Raw genomic sequence first — 18282 nt, forward strand, 5'->3', positions numbered from 1 at the left:
GCCTTGCACTATAAGGGAAGCGCAGCCGACTGCGCAGCGGCGAACGGCAAACTTAGCGCCGGTTATGCCAATGGTGTATCTGTGATGCTATAGACAGAAGGCCGACGCCAATAGATCGACGGCACTCGCAATAATTCAAACGAGTGTTAGCATTGCTAGCACTAAGCCATCACCCGTAGCCCTGCGCTGCCCTTACTGAAAACGGGCCATGATCGAGCAAGAAGACCCTAGCCGCGACCGCCTCAAGCAGCACTTTGCCCAGCGCGTGATCAATCAGGCGCGTCAGGTATTGGAAGTCTGGCAGCGCCTGCAGCGCAGCGAGTGGAATGACGCCGGCATGGGTGAGCTGCGCGAGGCAACGCAATTGTTGCAGCGTTATGCCGAGCGCTTCGATCAAGCTGAACACAGCCAATTGGCCCTGGAAATCGACAGCTGCCTGCAACTGGTGACCGACAACCGCGGCCGCCTCAACAGCGAGCTGATCAGCCAGCTCAACCAGCTGCTGCAACGCCTGTCACGCACGGGCCTGAGGCATGGCGATCGCTTTGAGCAAACCGTGCTGCCACCCTTGCGCAAGCCGGTGTACTTGGCCTTGCAACACCTGGAGCGGGCCGAACAGCTGGTGCAGCGCCTGGAATTCTTCGGCATGAATGCGATTGCCCTGGACAGCGCCAACGCGTTTCGCAATGCCATGCTTGAGCGTCATCCGGCAGCGATCCTGATGGAAGTTGACTTCTCCGGCCCTGGTTGCGGCCTGCAATTAGCCAAAAGCGTGCAGGAAGGCCTGGAACACACGATCCCACTGCTGTTCTTTAGCCCTGAAGACACCGATACCATGACTCGCCTGTCGGCTGTGCGCGCAGGTGGCCAGGAGTTCTTCACCGGCAGCCTGGATGCCTCGAACCTGTTCGAGCGCATTGAAGTGCTGACTAACGTGTCGCAATACGAGCCCTACAAGGTACTGATCGTCGACGATTCGCGGGCCCAAGCCACGCACACCGAGCGCGTTCTCAATAGCGCCGGGATCGTCACTCGCACCTTGATCGAACCCATCCAGGCGATGAGCCATCTGGCGGATTTCCAGCCCGACCTGATCATCCTCGACATGTACATGCCCGAGTGCAACGGCCCGGAACTGGCCCAGGTGATCCGCCACAACGACCGTTATGTCAGCGTGCCGATCATCTACCTGTCCGCCGAAGACGACCTGGACAAGCAGCTCGACGCGATGAGCGAAGGTGGCGACGACTTCCTCACCAAGCCGATCAAGCCGCGCCACCTGATCGCCACCGTACGCAACCGTGCCGCGCGCGCGCGCAGCCTCAAGGCGCGCATGGTGCGTGACAGCCTGACCGGCCTGTACAACCACACCCACACCCTGCAACTGCTCGAAGATGCGCGCTTCCGCGCCGAACGTGATGGCCTGCCGCTGAGCTTTGCGATGATCGACATCGACTTCTTCAAGAAGGTCAACGACACCTACGGCCACCCCATGGGCGACCGGGTGATCAAAAGTCTTGCGCTGTTTCTCAAGCAGCGTCTGCGCAAGAGCGACCATATCGGTCGCTACGGCGGCGAAGAGTTCGCCGTGGTGATGCCCGACACCGACGCCGAATCGGCCCGCCGAGTCCTCGATGAGATCCGCCAGCGCTTCGCCGAAATCCAGTATTCCGCGCAGCCGCATGACCTGTCCTGCACCTTCAGCTGCGGCATCGCCCAACTGGCGCCGCAGCTGGACGGCAAACTGCTGTCGCAGCAAGCCGACCTGGCGCTGTACGTGGCCAAACACGGCGGCCGCAATCAGGTGGCGATCTACCAGGGCGACTGATCCCACCCGTCACGGCCGATCATCCGCCACTCAGCAGAAAAATGTGACGCAGTCGGCGTCGTCATATTACGGTCACGAAAAAGCAATAAATTCTGAGGCTTAGCAGCCGCCTTGACGTCCACGTCGGCGGCCGAACCGTTCGTCATCGGTCGAGCCTTATGCGCCTGAAATTCCTTACCAACCTCAATACCCTGCTGCTGGTTACCGTCTGCGTGGCCCTGGCCGTCACGCTCTGGTGGTCGCAGCGCGCCCTGGAACGTCCATACCTGCTGATGGCGCGCTACCTGAGCCTGTCCCAGCAGTTCCAGGGCGAAGCCGCGCAGAACATCAGCGCCTACCTGGACAGCGGCGACGCGCTGCGCCACAGCGCCGCCCTGCAATCGCTGGACAGCCTCGAACAGGCCATGACTGAATTGCCCACGCAATTGGCGGATAACCTGCGTCCCAGCCTCGCTGAACTCAAAGCCTTCAGTGCCAACGAACTGCTGGCCGCAGGCAAGCTCTCCGCTGACCCGCAAGGCCTGCTGTTACAAGCCGAGCGCGAGATGGACGCAGCACTGGAGCAGCTCGCGCAATACGCCGACAGCGGCGAAGCAAATGCCGCGGTTGCTTACCGCAAGCCGCTGTTTAGCGCGGCACGGCACCTCACCCGCCTGGCCCATGCCCGCGACAAGCTGGTGCGCAGCGGCCGTAGCGAGCTGGCCAGCGAAGTAGAACGTGAACTGACAGCCTTGGGTAAGCAGGCGCAAACCCTCACTGATCTGCCGCTGCTCGGCGTGGCCGACGCCAGCCAGTCGTCCAGCGATTCGTTTGCTGACATGCTGGGCTTGGACGCCAGCAGTGAGAGCAGCGAGGCCGAAGACCGTGGCATTGCCCTCAAACGCGACCTGGACAACCTGATCAGCCGCTACCCGGCCGAACTGCAACGCACCCGTAATCTGATCGAACAACGCGGCGCTCTGGCCACGAGCACGCGCATGCAGATCGATCAGGTACAGCAGGCGCTGGCCGCGCTGGAACCGCAAGTGCGCGCCGAACATGGTCGCATCCAGGGTGAAGTACAGCTGATACTCGGCTTGATGATCGGCCTGATTCTGTTGATTGCCCTGATCATCGACACCCTCCAGCGACGCCTAACACGGGTACTCACGCACCTGGTCCCCGCACTGTCCGCCTGGGCGCAAGGCGATTTTGCCGCCGACATCCGCCTGGACTCACGCACTCAGGAACTGCGCGATATCGAAGAATCACTAAACCGTCTGCGTGCCTATCTGGTCGATTTGGTCGGCACCATTCGCCGGCATGCCGAACAAGTAGTCGGTTCTAGTCGCACCCTGGCTGATCTCAGTGGCGGTCTGCACAGCGGCGCCGAACGCCAGGCCGGCGACACCGCGCAGATCCGCGATGCGCTCGGAGAGCTGCAGGCCACCATCCAGCAGGTTGCCGGCGATGCCAGCCAGGCTGCCGATGCCAGCCGCGACGCCAACCGCGCCCTGGAACAAGGCCAGCAGGTAATTGGCCACAGCCTCACCGGCCTGCATGAACTGGTTGATGAAGTGCAAGGCAACGCCCAGGCCATCGAACGCCTGGCCGAGGAAACCGCGACCATCGGCAATGTGCTGACGGTGATTCGTGGCATCGCCGAGCAGACCAACCTACTCGCGCTGAATGCCGCCATCGAAGCGGCACGGGCCGGCGAGCTGGGCCGCGGCTTTGCCGTGGTCGCCGATGAAGTCCGTTCGTTGTCGCAACGCACTAGCGGCGCCACCGCGCAGATTCAGGAACTGATCGGCCGCCTGCAACAGGCCGCGCTGCAATCTGTACAGGCCATGCGTACTCAGGTCGAACACGCCGAAGCCACCGCCAGCCAGGCGGAAGCCGCCGATGGCGCGCTGGATGAAATCGTCGTGGCGATCCGTACCATCGCCAGCATGGCCGAGCGCATTGCCGACGCCACCGCGCAGCAGAGCGGCGCGGTCAGCGAAATTCGCGGGCACAGCGAGCGCATCCACCAACTTGGCGGCGACAACCTGCAGCGCATCGGCGAGGGCCGTAATCAGGGCGACCAACTGCTGCAACTCGGCGGCCAACTGCATACCGCCGTGCAGGCGTTCAGGGTCTAACAGACGGTTAACGGCCGCTGGCGCGGCAATCTGTCGCGCACCATCCAGCCTGCAGACAAGACCGCTTACAGCCTGGGCCGTGCCCTGAGCCTCCCGCCTCCGCTATGATGCGGCGATTCCCGCATCACGAGCCTGCCATGCACCGTCTACTCAGCCTGCTTCTGCTTCTGGTCGTACTGCCGGCCAGCGCCGGCCTGTTCGATAAGCCGCCCGCTCCTGCGCAGTTCGGCGCCCCCCTGAACAACAGCGCGGACTTCCTGCCCGTCCGTGAGGCGTTCAAGCTGAGCCTGATCAGCAGCTCCAGCGAGTCAGTGAAACTGCGCTTTGTCGCGGCCGAAGGTTATTACCTGTACCGGCACCGCTTCAGCTTTAGCAGCGAGCCCGCCGATATAAGCCTGGGCCAGGCCGTGTTACAGGCCGGCAAAGCCAAGCATGATGAGTACTTCGGCGATGTCGAGGTGTATTACGAGGTGCTGGATGTCGAGGTGCCGGTCAACAACCCGGACAATCGCCCCTTCAACCTCAGCGTCAACTACCAGGGCTGCGCCGACAAAGGCCTGTGCTACCCGCCAGAAACCGAAGTGCTGGCGATTGGCGGCGGTGCAGCGACCAGCAGCGCCACGCCGGATGCCTCAACACCCTGGAGCTGGACCGATCTGGCGCTGTTCTTCCTCGGTGGCCTGGCGCTGACCTTTACCCCGTGCGTGCTGCCGATGCTGCCAATCCTCACCGGCGTGGTGCTGCGCGGCCAACCCGGCGGCATGCGCAGCCTGGTGCTGTCGCTGGCCTACGTGCTGCCGATGGCATTGAGCTTTGCCATCCTCGGCGCATTGATGGGCTTGTTCGGCGCGGAACTCAACCTGCAGGCACGCCTGCAATCGCCCTGGGTGCTGGTGCCGTTTGCGATCTTCTTCGCCCTGTTCGGCGCGGCCAGCCTGGGCTTTCTTGAACTGCGCCTGCCGGCTGCCATCGACGGCCCGTTACAGCGCCTGAGCCAGAAACTGCAGGGCGGCACAGTTCTCAGCGCCGCAGCGCTCGGCGTGCTGTCCAGCGTCCTGGTCTCACCTTGCGTATCCGCGCCACTGGCCGGCGCGCTGCTGTACATCAGCGCCAGCGGTGACGCCCTCGGCGGCGGCCTCAAACTGCTGGCACTGGGTCTCGGCATGGGCGCGCCACTGGTGCTGTTCGCCGTCGGTGGCGGCGCCTTGCTGCCGAAATCCGGACCGTGGATGCTCACCGTGCGCAATCTGTTCGGCGCATTGCTGATGGCCGTGGCGATCTGGCTGCTTGAGCGCGTCGTACCCGGCCCAGTCAGCCTGGCGTTGTGGGGATTGCTGGCCGCCGGCATCGCACTGTGGCTCGGGGTGCTGGAACTCACGCCGAAAACCCATCACCAGAAACTCGCGCAACTGCTCGGTCTGCCCCTGCTGGTCTACGCCCTAGTGGCCTGGGTCGGCGCACTGCAAGGCCAAGATGACCCGCTACGTCCGCTTGGCCGCATGGTCAGCACCGCCGAAGCAACTCAGGTACAAACTGGCCAATGGCAAACTATCAGCACCCCCGCCGAACTGGATGCCGCCTTGCTTGCCGCAAAGAACAACGGCAAGCCGCTGCTGCTCGACTGGTACGCCGACTGGTGTATCAGCTGCAAGGTGATCGAACGCGAAGTGCTCAACGCCCCGGAAGTCGGCCGCCAGCTCGGCGACTATCAGCTGGTGCGTTTCGACATCACCGAAAGCAACCCCGCTCAGCGCGCCCTGCTCGACCGCTACCAGCTATTCGGCCCGCCGGCGATTCTGCTGTTCGACGCCAAGGGTGACGAATGGCTGGATCTGCGTGTCGTAGGTGAGGTGGATGCGGCGACCTTTGCTGCGCGCCTGAGCACGGCGCGGGAACGTTTTTAACGCCCCGAGTCATATATTTGCCGCAATCTGCGGTCATCGTGTCGACTATTGCTGAGAACTGGACAGCCCCGCGCTGCCGCGGCATAGTCCTGCCCAGTAGAAAAACAAGGATTAAGGATCATGGCGACCTTATTGGTACTGCACGGCCCCAACCTCAACCTGCTCGGCACACGCGAGCCAGGGGTTTACGGCGCCGTCACCCTGGAGCAGATCAACCTCGACCTGGAGCGCCGCGCGCGTGAGGCAGGCCACCATCTGCTGTACCTGCAGAGCAATGCCGAGTACGAGCTGATTGACCGTATTCACGCCGCAAAAGGCGAAGGTGTCGACTTTATCCTGATCAATCCTGCCGCTTTTACTCATACCAGCGTCGCATTACGTGACGCATTGCTGGCGGTGAGCATCCCATTCATCGAAGTGCATTTGTCCAACGTGCACAAACGCGAAGCTTTCCGCCATCACTCCTACTTTTCAGATGTCGCGGTGGGAGTGATCTGCGGCCTTGGCGCCAGCGGTTATCGACTGGCCCTGGAGGCTGCACTAGAACAACTTGAACTTAAGCGCCCCTGACCTCACCGGGAGTTGAACCACTATGGATATTCGTAAAGTCAAAAAACTGATCGAGCTGCTGGAAGAATCCGGTATCGACGAGCTGGAGATTCGCGAAGGCGAAGAGTCCGTGCGGATCAGTCGTCACAGCAAGCAGCCAGCCTTTATGCAACAGCCGATGTACGCTCAGGCCCCTGCGCCTGCAGCTGCTCCGGTTGCTGCAGCACCGGTCGCCACTGAAGCAGCAGCCCCGGTTGCCGCCAAGCTGAATGGCACCGTAGTGCGCTCGCCAATGGTCGGCACCTTCTACCGCGCATCCGGCCCAACGTCAGCCAACTTCGTAGAAGTCGGCCAGAGCGTGAAGAAAGGCGACATTCTCTGCATCGTTGAAGCGATGAAGATGATGAACCACATCGAGGCCGAAACCAGCGGCGTGATCGAATCCATCCTGGGAGAGAACGGTCAGCCGGTGGAATACGACCAGCCTCTGTTCACCATCGTTTGATCCACGGAGAGCCAGCGATGTTGGAAAAAGTTCTGATCGCCAACCGCGGCGAGATCGCCCTGCGCGTCTTGCGCGCCTGTAAAGAGCTGGGCATCAAGACCGTCGCGGTGCACTCCACCGCTGACCGCGAACTGATGCACCTGGGCCTGGCCGACGAGTCGGTGTGCATCGGCCCAGCCTCTGGCGCGCTGTCCTATTTGAATATTCCGGCGATCATCAGCGCAGCTGAAGTCACCGGCGCCACCGCCATCCACCCCGGCTACGGCTTCCTCGCGGAAAACGCTGATTTCGCCGAACAGGTGGAAAACTCCGGTTTCGCCTTTATCGGCCCGAAAGCCGAGACCATTCGCCTGATGGGCGACAAGGTGTCGGCCAAGGACGCCATGAAGCGCGCCGGCGTACCAGTTGTACCTGGCTCTGACGGCCCACTGCCGGAAGACGAGGAAACTGCCCTGCAGATTGCTCGCGAAGTCGGTTACCCGGTGATCATCAAGGCCGCTGGCGGCGGCGGTGGTCGCGGCATGCGCGTGGTGTACAAGGAAGAAGACCTGATCAAATCGGCCAAGCTGACCCGCAGCGAAGCGGGTTCGGTGTTTGGCAACCCGATGGTCTATCTGGAGAAGTTCCTCGGCAACCCACGTCACGTGGAAGTCCAGGTGATCTCCGACGGCCAGGGTAACGCCATCCACCTGGGTGACCGCGACTGCTCGTTGCAGCGCCGCCACCAGAAGGTTCTGGAAGAAGCGCCGGCACCGGGCATTGATGAAAAAGCCCGCGCCGAAGTGCTGCAACGCTGCGTCGATGCCTGCATCGAGATCGGCTACCGCGGCGCTGGTACCTTCGAGTTCCTCTACGAAGATGGTCATTTCTACTTTATCGAGATGAACACCCGCGTACAGGTTGAGCATCCGGTTTCGGAAATGGTCACCGGCATCGACATCGTCAAGGAGATGCTCAGCATCGCCGCTGGCAACAAGCTGTCGTTCAAGCAAAGTGACGTGGTAATTCGCGGCCATTCGCTGGAATGCCGAATCAACGCCGAAGACCCGGACAACTTCATGCCCTGCCCTGGCAAGGTCAAGCACTTCCACGCCCCAGGCGGCAATGGCGTACGGGTCGATTCGCATCTGTACAGCGGCTACACAGTACCGCCGCACTATGACTCGCTGATCGGCAAGCTGATCACCTACGGTGCCACCCGCGACGAGGCCCTGGCCCGCATGCGCAACGCGCTGGATGAGATCGTCGTCGACGGCATCAAGACCAACGTGCCCCTGCACCGCGACCTGGTCCGTGACAAAGGTTTCTGCAAAGGCGGCGTGAATATCCACTACCTAGAGAAAAAGCTGGGTATGGATAAGCACTAAGCTTCGGCGTAGCGCACAGACAAGGGCTGCCATTCGGCGGCCCTTGTCGTTTCTGCCGACCGCAAGCGGTGGCAGCCGCCCCACCGCTTCAAGTAAGCTGCGCGCCAATTTGCGCCATCCCGCCACAACGTTCACGAGGTTTGCCATGCCCTGGTTACAAGTCCGTCTCGCCATTACCCCGGAGCAGGCGGAAACCTACGAAGATGCGTTGCTGGAAGTCGGCGCCGTCTCGGTGACCTTTATGGACGCCGAAGACCAGCCGATCTTCGAGCCGGACCTGGGCACCACGCCACTGTGGTCACACACCCACCTGCTCGCTCTCTTCGAAGCCGACACCGACGCCAACGCGGTATTTGCCCACCTGCAGCTGCTGACCGGCGCCGAATTGCCCGAGCACCAGGCCGAAGTGATCGCCGATCAGGACTGGGAACGCAGCTGGATGGACGGTTTCCAGCCGATGCGTTTCGGCCAGCGCCTGTGGATCGTGCCGAGCTGGCACGCGGCGCCGGAGCCGGATGCGGTCAACCTGCTGCTCGATCCGGGCCTGGCCTTCGGCACTGGCACACACCCGACTACCGCATTGTGCCTGGAATGGCTGGACGGCCAGAACCTGCAGGATTGCAGCGTGATCGACTTCGGTTGCGGCTCGGGCATCCTGGCAATTGCCGCCCTGCTGCTCGGCGCGCCGCAAGCGGTGGGCACTGATATCGACATCCAGGCCATCGAAGCCTCGCGCGATAACGCCGGACGCAACAACATCGACCCGGCGCGCTTCCCGCTCTACCTGCCAGACGAGATGCCGCAACAGCCAGCCGACGTGGTGGTCGCCAATATCCTCGCCGGCCCACTGGTGGCGTTGGCGCCGCAGATCACCCGTTTGGTCAAGCCCGGCGGGCGCCTGGCGCTGTCGGGCATCCTTGCCGAGCAGGCCGAAGAGGTGCGCGCCGCTTATAACGACGCCTTTGTCCTCGACCCGACCGCCGATAAGGACGGCTGGGTGCGTATTAGCGGCGTACGCCGCTAACCGCCCCAGTGCGCAAGTGCTGCATTGCCAAGCACTTGCGTTAGACTAGCCGCCTCGTTTAGCCGGATCGCCGCATGACCCAGAGCTTCGTCACCCAGTGCCCCCATTGCCGCACCAGCTTTCGCGTGAACCTCACGCAGCTGGGTGCCGCCCATGGTGCCGTGCGCTGCGGAGCCTGCCTGCATGTGTTCAATGCCGCGCAACAGCTGCGTGAACAGGGCCAGCAACTGCCGCCCCCCGCCGTGCCAGTAGCTGCGCCAACGCCAACAGCGACTCCACAGCCGAGCAAACCACCCGTGCCGCCCGCGCCACGCCCGGTTATGCCCAGCGCCACGCCCGCAATACCGGCGGCGCCAGCCAGCAGCAAAGCTAGCGACACGCTGTGGATTCATGACGACCTGGACCTCGACAGCCTTGATCTGGATGAAGAGCTGGCCAAGCTCGAAGCCCAGGAGCAGCAGCTGTCCAAGCAGTTTCTGGCGATTGATAGCGCACCAAAATACAGCGAAAGCTTTCTGGCACCCGAGCCAATAGAGCACGACCCGCACGACGAGCGCTGGGCCGAAGCCCTGCTGCAGGATGAGCTGAGCAAGCCAGCCACCAGCCTGAGCGTCAAACCTCAGCCGCTGCCACCACCTGCTCGGCCGACTCCGCCGCCGGCACCCGCAGCGCCAGCTCCGATCAGCGAGCCCGATGACGAGCCACCGCTCGGCCTCAACGCCCTTGACCGGCGCCACCCCGAGCCGGAAATCGAGCACATTGAGCTGCATGCCGAGCGCGAGCCCTTTGGCGCGCGGGCAGACAGCCCGGCCGATGAAGAACCCACCGTAGCGGCGCCGAAAAAGGCCGCGCGCAGCGAGCCCGAACTGCGTGACGAGCACCTGTTCGAGCTGGATGACGAGCCACTGCAACTGGACTGGCAGCAGCCGAAGAAGCCCTGGGGCCGCTGGACTGGCTGGGGCCTGCTGAATTTTCTCGGCGCTGCCGCGCTGGCCGGGCAGTACGTGATGTACCACTTCAATGAGTTGGCCCGCCAGGATCAATACCGCCCCTGGTTCGAGCAACTCTGCCCGGCGGTCGGTTGCCAGCTGCCATCCAAGGTCGACATCACCCAGGTCAAGAGCAGCAACTTGGTGGTGCGCAGCCACCCGGAATTCAGCGGCGCCCTGGTGGTCGACGCCATCCTCTACAACCGCGCGGCGTTCTCCCAGCCCTTCCCGCTGCTGGAAATGCGCTTTGCCGACATCAACGGCCAACTGCTCGCCAGCCGCCGTTTCAAGCCCAGCGAATACCTCGCTGGCGAGCTGGCCGGTAACGCGGAAATGCCGCCGCAGACACCTATTCACATCTCCCTGGACATCCTCGACCCAGGCACCCAAGCAGTGAACTACAGCCTGAGCTTCCACTCGCCGGAATAGCCTGCACGCAGCGGATTGCTTGAGAATCCGCCGCAACCAAACCCTTCGCGATAAGCCCAGAGCTGTTCAGAATTTGTTCAAAACAGCCTTTCTCCGGTCATCCAGAGCGGGTATCATGCCCACCCTTTTTCGCACTCTCCTATTTGTTCAACAGCAGGTCTCTTGAGCAGGGAAGCCCTATGTCGGCGCTACGCATCGGCCCCTATACATTGCCAAATTCGCTGATCCTCGCCCCCATGGCGGGCGTCACTGACCAGCCGTTTCGCCAGCTGTGCAAGCGTATGGGTGCGGGTCTGGTGGTGTCGGAAATGGTCACCAGCGATGTGCGCCTGTGGAACACCCGCAAGTCGAGCTTGCGCATGATCCACAGCGGTGATCCCGAGCCCCGCTCGGTACAGATCGCCGGCGGTGATCCCGAAATGCTCGCCGAAGCGGCGCGGCGCAACGTGGAAATGGGCGCGCAGATCATCGACATCAATATGGGCTGCCCGGCCAAGAAGGTCTGCAACAAGGCCGCCGGTTCTGCCCTATTGAAAGACGAAGTGTTAGTTCGCGAGATTCTTCAGGCCGTGGTCGCCGCCGTAGATGTGCCGGTGACCCTGAAGATCCGCACCGGCTGGGACCGCGAGAACAAGAACGGCATCAGCGTGGCGAAAATCGCCGAAGACGCCGGCATTGTCGCGCTGGCCGTGCATGGCCGCACCCGCGCCGACCTGTATATGGGCGAAGCCGAGTACGACACCATTGCCGCGATCAAGCAGGCGGTGTCGATTCCGGTGCTGGCCAATGGCGATATCGATTCGCCGCAGAAAGCCAAAGCCGTACTGGCCGCCACCGGCGCTGATGGCCTGTTGATCGGTCGCGCGGCTCAGGGCCGGCCGTGGATATTCCGTGAGATCGAGCACTACCTGCGTACCGGTGAACAGCTCCCGGCACCCAGCCTGCTCGAAGTGGAACGCATTCTGCTTGAACATCTGGCTGCACTGCACGCCTTCTACGGCGATGTAATGGGCGTTCGCATTGCCCGCAAGCATGTCAGTTGGTATCTCGCAACCTTGCCGGGCGCCAGGGAGTTTCGCGCCCAATTCAATCGTCTGGACAGTACGGACGCGCAGTGCACCAACGTTCGCGAGTTCTTCAGCGAGCGTAATAACAATGGAGAAGGGGTGGCCGCATGACGATGTTGACTGAGACTTTAGGAAGTGGAATGGCTCCCGTGAGTGACAACAGCAGCTTGAAGCAGCATCTCAATACGCCAAGCGAAGAGGGGCAAACCCTGCGCGGCAGCGTTGAGAAGGCTCTGCACAATTATTTCGCCCATCTTGAGGGCGCAGACGTCAGTGACGTTTACAACCTGGTGCTCACCGAAGTGGAAGCGCCGCTGCTGGAAACCGTGATGAACTACGTCAAGGGCAACCAGACCAAGGCCTCCGAGCTGCTCGGCCTGAATCGCGGCACCCTGCGCAAGAAGCTCAAGCAATACGACCTGCTGTAACCCCGAACTCCCGAAAAGGGCGGCCCACATGAGCCGCCTTTTTTGCTGATAACGCCTTTGCCAATACTTCTGCTCTGATGGATTCTGAAATGACCGACCAGACCACCCGCCTCCCCGTTCGCCGTGCCTTGATCAGTGTTTCCGACAAGACCGGCATCCTCGAGTTTGCCCGCGAGCTCGTAGCCCTGAATGTGGAAATCCTCTCCACCGGCGGCACTTACAAGCTGCTCAAGGACAACGGCATCGCTGCTGTGGAAGTGGCCGACTACACCGGTTTCCCGGAAATGATGGACGGTCGCGTCAAGACCCTGCACCCGAAGATCCACGGTGGCATCCTCGGCCGTCGCGCCATTGACGGCGCAGTGATGGACGAACACGGCATCAAGCCAATCGACCTGGTCGCGGTCAACCTCTACCCCTTCGCGGCCACCGTGGCCAAGCCGGGCTGTGACCTGGCCGACGCCATCGAAAACATCGACATCGGCGGCCCAACCATGGTCCGCTCCGCTGCCAAGAACCACAAAGACGTGGCCATCGTGGTCAACGCAGGTGACTACACCGGCATCATCGAGTCGATGAAAGCCGGCGGCCTGAGCTACGCCCAGCGCTTCGACCTGGCCCTGAAAGCCTTCGAGCACACCGCTGCCTACGACGGCATGATCGCCAACTACCTGGGCACCATCGACCAGAGCCGCGACACCCTGAGCACCGAAGAGCGCGGCGCCTTCCCGCGCACCTTCAACAGCCAGTTCATCAAGGCTCAGGAAATGCGCTACGGCGAGAACCCGCACCAGAGCGCGGCGTTCTACGTCGAAGCGCAGAAGGGTGAAGCCAGCGTGGCCAGCGCCATTCAGCTGCAAGGCAAGGAACTGTCGTTCAACAACGTGGCCGACACCGACGCCGCGCTGGAATGCGTGAAGAGCTTCGTCAAACCGGCCTGCGTAATCGTCAAGCATGCCAACCCGTGTGGCGTGGCCGTGGCTCTGGACAGCGAAGGCGGCATCCGCCAAGCCTACGAGCTGGCCTACGCCACTGACACCGAGTCGGCCTTCGGCGGCATCATCGCCTTCAACCGTGAGCTGGACGGCGCCACCGCCCAGGCCATCGTCGAGCGCCAGTTCGTAGAAGTGATCATCGCCCCGAAAATCAGCGCAGAGGCTCGCGCCGTAGTCGCCGCCAAAGCCAACGTACGCCTGCTGGAATGCGGCGAATGGCCGGCCGAGCGCAGCGCTGGCTGGGACTTCAAACGCGTCAACGGTGGCCTGCTGGTGCAGAGCCGCGACATCGGCATGATCAAGGCCGAAGACCTGAAGATCGTCACCAAGCGTGCACCGAGCGAGCAGGAAATTCACGACCTGATCTTCGCCTGGAAAGTGGCCAAGTTCGTTAAATCCAACGCCATCGTCTATGCCAAGGGCCGCCAGACTATCGGTGTCGGCGCCGGCCAGATGAGCCGCGTCAACTCCGCCCGTATCGCCGCCATCAAGGCTGAGCACGCCGGCCTGCAGGTTGCCGGTTCGGTAATGGCCTCCGATGCCTTCTTCCCGTTCCGCGACGGCTTGGATAACGCTGCTGCCAATGGCATCACTGCGGTGATCCAGCCGGGTGGTTCGATGCGTGACAACGAAGTAATCGCGGCTGCCGACGAAGCCGGGATTGCCATGGTGTTCACCGGCATGCGTCATTTCCGTCACTGATTGATGGAACGGTGGATGGCTGCGGCCATCCACCCTACGCAGCACCTGATTTCGTAGGGTGGATAACGCCTTGTTTATCCACCGAACGGGCTCAACGCCCGCCTCCATTGGGAGAGCAACATGAACGTATTGATCATCGGCAGCGGCGGTCGTGAACACGCCCTGGCCTGGAAAGTGGCGCAGGACACCCGCGTCACTAAAGTCTTCGTCGCTCCCGGCAACGCCGGCACCGCCGTTGAACCCAAGTGCGAAAACGTCAACATCGACGTGCTGGCCATCGAGCAGCTTGCTGATTTTGCCGAGAAGAACGTGCAGCTGACCATCGTCGGCCCGGAAGCGCCGCTGGTTAAAGGCGTGGTCGATCTGTTCCGTTCGCGCAAGCTGGATATCTTCGGCCCCACCGCCGCCGCTGCGCAGCTGGAAGGTTCCAAGGCCTTTACCAAGGATTTCCTGGCACGCCAGAACATCCCAACGGCCGACTACCAGAACTTCACCGAAGTCGAGCCGGCCCTGGCCTACCTGCAAAAAGTCGGCGCGCCGATCGTGATCAAGGCTGACGGCCTGGCTGCGGGCAAAGGCGTGATCGTCGCCATGACCCTGGCTGAAGCCGAGGACGCCGTACGCGACATGCTCGCTGGCAACGCTTTCGGTGACGCGGGTTCGCGCGTGGTCATTGAAGAGTTTCTGGACGGTGAAGAGGCTTCGTTCATTGTCATGGTCGACGGCGAGAACGTGCTGCCAATGGCCACCAGCCAGGACCACAAGCGCGTCGGCGACGCCGACACCGGCCCGAACACCGGCGGCATGGGCGCTTACTCGCCAGCCCCTGTGGTCACCGCCAATGTGCACCAGCGGGTGATGGACGAAGTGATCTACCCAACCGTGCGCGGCATGGCCAGCGAAGGCAACGTCTACACCGGTTTCCTCTACGCCGGGTTGATGATCGACAAGGCCGGCAAGCCCAAGGTCATTGAGTTCAACTGCCGCTTCGGCGACCCGGAAACCCAGCCGATCATGTGCCGCCTGGAGTCTTCCCTGGTGCTGCTGGTCGAAGCCGCACTGGCCAAGGCGCTGGACAAGGTCGAAGCCACCTGGGACCCACGTCCGACCGTGGGTGTGGTGATCGCTGCCGGTGGTTATCCGGCCGATTACGCCAAGGGCGATGTGATCGAAGGTCTGGATGCTGCCGCGCAATTGGAAGGCAAAGTGTTCCATGCGGGCACCGCTCTGAAGGACGGCCAGATCGTCACCGCAGGTGGCCGCGTACTCTGCGCCACCGCCATCGGTCGTACGGTTGAAGAAGCTCAGCAGCAGGCCTATCGCCTGGCTGAGAAAATCCGCTGGAACGGCAGTTTCTACCGCAACGACATCGGTTACCGCGCCATCGCCCGCGAACGCGGGGAAAAATGAAGGTAAATAAAGGGTAAAACACGACAAAGGTGGCCAATTGGCCACCTTTGTCATATTTCCCTCGCGAACAGCTTGGCTATAATCCAAGCACTTATTTTTGAAGGGACTTCACTGTGCGCCGGCTGAGGATTGCCACCTACCTGCTACTCAGCACGCTGCTGATGGCGCTTACTGTAGCGTCAGCTCAGGCAGATGCGCAGGCATCCTGGTCAAGCCTCACCGACCCGAGCGCTGAGCTGCAATTCAATGATGTACGCAGCCCCGAGCGCCAGGCGCAGTTCCGCTCAACCGACCTCACCCAGCTTTACACCCCTGGCGGCAACAGTGCGCTGTGGCTGCATCACCGCATGCCAGACAACACTGATGCGCAGATGCTGCGGGTGTTCGCGCCCTATCTGGCCTATCTCGACCTGTACGTGCTTCAGGGCGATACGCTGATCGAGCAGGCGCACACCGGTAGTAACCTGCCATTTTCCAGCCGCCCCCTGGCCAGCCGCGACTTCCTCTTGCCGCTGCCAAGTGCTGAGCAGCCACTGGATATCTACCTGCGCCTGGCCTCAGAACATTCGCTGCGCCCCAGCATTACCCTGCAAAGTGCGCAGGCGATGATCGCCGATGACAAGCGCCCATTGATGTTTGGCTTACTGCTCGGCTGCCTGGGCATGCTGGTGGCCTATAACCTTGTGCGCTTTGCCTACACGCGTGCTGTGAGCGGCCTGTGGCTGGCGGCCACCCAGGTCTGCCAGCTGGTCGCTGTGGTCAGCCTGCTGGGGATCAGCACGCCCTGGCTCAGCGAATGGCAAAGCCTGCAACCGCAGATTGCCAATCTGTCGATGCTGCTGGCCGCACTCTGCGCCCTGTGCTTTACCGCCAGTTTTTTCCACAAGGTCTGTCCGAGCACGCCGCTGAACCACCTGCTCACCGGCGAAGTGGTGGTGATCAGCCTGGTCTGCGTGGCCCTGCTGGTGGCAACCAATTTGCAGTTCAATCAGCTGGTATACCTGCTCAATGCCGTCGCCGGCCTGAGCATCCTCATGGTTGCATTGACGCACTGGCGCCATGGCTACCAGCCGGCACGGCTGTTCAGCCTGGCGGTGCTACTTTTTTGTGCAGCCTTTATCTGCGCCCTGCCAATCCTGTTCGGTTACTGGGCGGTACAGAGTGAGTGGATCGCTTACGGCCTGCTCGCCACCACCGCCGTCAGCGGTTTTATCCTCAGCATGGCCTTGAGCGAGCGACAGCGACGCATCATGCAGGACCAGTTCAGCACCAGCCGCGCCCTCGCCGCCAGCTCCGCCGAATTGAAAGCCAAGGCGGAATTTCTCGCCAAGATCAGCCACGAAATCCGTACGCCGATGAATGGCGTGCTGGGCATGACCGAACTACTGCTAGGCACGCCACTGTCCGCCAAGCAACGCGACTACGTACAGACCATCCACAGCTCGGGCAACGAGCTGCTCACCCTGATCAACGAAATCCTCGACATCTCCAAGCTCGAATCCGGGCAGATCGAGCTGGATGACGTGCAGTTCGACCTTAATGCACTGATCGAAGACTGCCTGGATATCTTCCGCGCCAAGGCCGAGCAGCAGAAAGTCGAGCTGATCAGCTTTATGCAGCCGCAGGTGCCACGGGTGATCAGCGGCGACCCCACGCGCCTGCGCCAGACCCTGCTGAGCCTGCTGGACAATGCCTTCAAACAGACCGACGAAGGTGAAATCCTTCTGGTGGTCGCACTCGACACCAACACCGAGCAACCGCGCCTGCGCATTGCCGTACAGGACAGTGGCAAACCGCTGGATGCCAGCGAGCGCGACGCGCTGCTGAATGCCGAACTGCACAGCAAGGACTTCCTTGCCGCCACCAAAATCGGCGGCCGCCTCGGCCTGATCATCGCCCGCCAGCTGGTGCGCTTGATGGAAGGCGAATTCGGCATCCAGAGCGGCGGCAGCCAGGGCTCGACCCTATGGCTGACCCTGCCACTGGACGCCGCGCGCCTGGAGCAGCCCACCGCCGATCTCGACGCCTCGCTGCAGGGCGCGCGCCTGCTGGTGGTGGACGACAACGACACTTGCCGCAAGGTGCTGGTGCAACAATGCAGCGCCTGGGGCATGCAGGTCAGCGCCGTACCGTCGGGCAAGGAAGCCATGGCTCTACTGCGCACCAAGGCGCACCTGCGTGAATACTTCGATGCGGTGCTGCTCGATCAGGACATGCCCGGCATGACAGGCATGCAGCTGGCCGCGCGGATCAAGGAAGACGCCAACCTCAATCACGACATTCTGGTGATCATGCTCACCGGCATCAGCAATGCGCCGAGCAAGATCATCGCGCGCAACGCCGGGATCAAACGCATCCTGGCCAAGCCGGTGGCCGGCTATACCCTGAAAACCACCCTGGCCGATGAACTGGCGCAACGCGGCAAGGGCGATTCACCGATGTTCAGCCCAACGCCGGTTAGCGCGCCGCTGAACGTGCCCAATGACTTCCGCATTCTGGTGGCCGAGGACAACACCATCTCCACCAAGGTGATCCGCGGCATGCTCGGCAAGCTCAACCTGCAACCCGACACTGCCAGCAACGGCGAAGAAGCCCTCAGCGCGATGAAAACTAAGCAATACGACCTGGTGCTGATGGATTGTGAGATGCCGGTACTCGACGGTTTCTCCGCCACCGAGCAGCTGCGCGCCTGGGAAGCCGCCGAACAGCGCACACGCACCCCGGTGGTAGCACTCACCGCGCACATCCTCAATGAGCACAAAGAACGCGCCCGCCAGGTTGGCATGGACGGGCATATGTCCAAGCCGGTGGAAATGTCGCAACTGCGCGAGCTGATCGAACACTGGGTCGCCGAACGGGAAATACGCCGCCAACGCGACGCCCTGCCTTCCTGAGGATAAGGCCGGGATTGCCTGGCGGCCTCTACACTCTTACCCTGCCACCCTTCTTTATCGAGACGAGT

Annotated in this window: 13 protein-coding genes; all 13 read left to right on the forward strand. The window is 62.1% G+C overall.

Annotated features, from left to right (window positions below):
• The first annotated feature begins 208 nt into the window (after positions 1–208).
• Positions 209–1828, forward strand: coding sequence for a diguanylate cyclase (locus tag HCI85_RS05715; protein ID WP_090249544.1), 1620 nt, complete (start codon positions 209–211; stop codon positions 1826–1828).
• Positions 1829–2907: 1079 nt separating this feature from the next.
• Complete coding sequence (locus HCI85_RS21210) at positions 2908–3951, forward strand: methyl-accepting chemotaxis protein (RefSeq protein ID WP_446730776.1); 1044 nt, start codon at positions 2908–2910, stop codon at positions 3949–3951.
• Positions 3952–4088: 137 nt separating this feature from the next.
• On the forward strand, positions 4089–5855 hold the full coding sequence (locus HCI85_RS05725; protein WP_167142888.1) for a protein-disulfide reductase DsbD: 1767 nt from the start codon (positions 4089–4091) through the stop codon (positions 5853–5855).
• A gap of 120 nt (positions 5856–5975) precedes the next feature.
• Positions 5976–6425, forward strand: coding sequence for a type II 3-dehydroquinate dehydratase (aroQ, locus tag HCI85_RS05730; protein WP_160085619.1), 450 nt, complete (start codon positions 5976–5978; stop codon positions 6423–6425).
• 22 nt (positions 6426–6447) lie between these two features.
• A complete protein-coding gene (gene accB / locus HCI85_RS05735; RefSeq protein ID WP_167142891.1) occupies positions 6448–6909 on the forward strand; it encodes an acetyl-CoA carboxylase biotin carboxyl carrier protein in 462 nt (153 codons plus the stop codon).
• Positions 6910–6926: 17 nt separating this feature from the next.
• A complete protein-coding gene (accC, locus tag HCI85_RS05740; RefSeq protein ID WP_160085621.1) occupies positions 6927–8276 on the forward strand; it encodes an acetyl-CoA carboxylase biotin carboxylase subunit in 1350 nt (449 codons plus the stop codon).
• Positions 8277–8421: 145 nt separating this feature from the next.
• On the forward strand, positions 8422–9300 hold the full coding sequence (gene prmA / locus HCI85_RS05745; RefSeq protein WP_167142894.1) for a 50S ribosomal protein L11 methyltransferase: 879 nt from the start codon (positions 8422–8424) through the stop codon (positions 9298–9300).
• Between the two features lie 74 nt (positions 9301–9374).
• Positions 9375–10718, forward strand: coding sequence for a DUF3426 domain-containing protein (locus HCI85_RS05750; protein WP_167142897.1), 1344 nt, complete (start codon positions 9375–9377; stop codon positions 10716–10718).
• Positions 10719–10897: 179 nt separating this feature from the next.
• Complete coding sequence (gene dusB, locus HCI85_RS05755; RefSeq protein WP_167142900.1) at positions 10898–11896, forward strand: tRNA dihydrouridine synthase DusB; 999 nt, start codon at positions 10898–10900, stop codon at positions 11894–11896.
• Positions 11893–12213, forward strand: coding sequence for a DNA-binding transcriptional regulator Fis (fis, locus tag HCI85_RS05760; protein ID WP_090249568.1), 321 nt, complete (start codon positions 11893–11895; stop codon positions 12211–12213). Before dusB ends, fis begins: the two co-directional genes overlap by 4 nt.
• A gap of 89 nt (positions 12214–12302) precedes the next feature.
• The gene (gene purH / locus HCI85_RS05765; RefSeq protein WP_167142903.1) at positions 12303–13910 is read left to right on the forward strand and encodes a bifunctional phosphoribosylaminoimidazolecarboxamide formyltransferase/IMP cyclohydrolase; all 1608 of its coding nucleotides are present in this window, start codon (positions 12303–12305) and stop codon (positions 13908–13910) included.
• Between the two features lie 120 nt (positions 13911–14030).
• Positions 14031–15320 (forward strand): phosphoribosylamine--glycine ligase, encoded by a 1290-nt coding sequence (gene purD / locus HCI85_RS05770; RefSeq protein WP_167142905.1) that lies wholly within the window; start codon positions 14031–14033, stop codon positions 15318–15320.
• Between the two features lie 113 nt (positions 15321–15433).
• Positions 15434–18214 (forward strand): hybrid sensor histidine kinase/response regulator, encoded by a 2781-nt coding sequence (locus HCI85_RS05775; RefSeq protein WP_206677984.1) that lies wholly within the window; start codon positions 15434–15436, stop codon positions 18212–18214.
• Positions 18215–18282 lie beyond the last annotated feature (68 nt).

Source organism: Pseudomonas sp. OTU750018, assembly GCF_011636575.1.
Classification (GTDB): Bacteria; Pseudomonadota; Gammaproteobacteria; order Pseudomonadales; family Pseudomonadaceae; genus Aquipseudomonas; species Aquipseudomonas peli.

Excerpts from the sequence above, each read along its gene's own strand:
- purH (WP_167142903.1), top strand. The coding sequence starts at position 12,303 with ATGACCGACCAGACCACCCGCCTCCCCGTTCGCCGTGCCTTGATCAGT.
- accC (WP_160085621.1), top strand. The coding sequence starts at position 6,927 with ATGTTGGAAAAAGTTCTGATCGCCAACCGCGGCGAGATCGCCCTGCGC.
- purD (WP_167142905.1), top strand. The coding sequence starts at position 14,031 with ATGAACGTATTGATCATCGGCAGCGGCGGTCGTGAACACGCCCTGGCC.
- HCI85_RS05725 (WP_167142888.1), top strand. The coding sequence starts at position 4,089 with ATGCACCGTCTACTCAGCCTGCTTCTGCTTCTGGTCGTACTGCCGGCC.
- accB (WP_167142891.1), top strand. The coding sequence starts at position 6,448 with ATGGATATTCGTAAAGTCAAAAAACTGATCGAGCTGCTGGAAGAATCC.
- dusB (WP_167142900.1), top strand. The coding sequence starts at position 10,898 with ATGTCGGCGCTACGCATCGGCCCCTATACATTGCCAAATTCGCTGATC.
- aroQ (WP_160085619.1), top strand. The coding sequence starts at position 5,976 with ATGGCGACCTTATTGGTACTGCACGGCCCCAACCTCAACCTGCTCGGC.
- prmA (WP_167142894.1), top strand. The coding sequence starts at position 8,422 with ATGCCCTGGTTACAAGTCCGTCTCGCCATTACCCCGGAGCAGGCGGAA.
- HCI85_RS05750 (WP_167142897.1), top strand. The coding sequence starts at position 9,375 with ATGACCCAGAGCTTCGTCACCCAGTGCCCCCATTGCCGCACCAGCTTT.
- fis (WP_090249568.1), top strand. The coding sequence starts at position 11,893 with ATGACGATGTTGACTGAGACTTTAGGAAGTGGAATGGCTCCCGTGAGT.
- HCI85_RS05715 (WP_090249544.1), top strand. The coding sequence starts at position 209 with ATGATCGAGCAAGAAGACCCTAGCCGCGACCGCCTCAAGCAGCACTTT.
- HCI85_RS21210 (WP_446730776.1), top strand. The coding sequence starts at position 2,908 with ATGATCGGCCTGATTCTGTTGATTGCCCTGATCATCGACACCCTCCAG.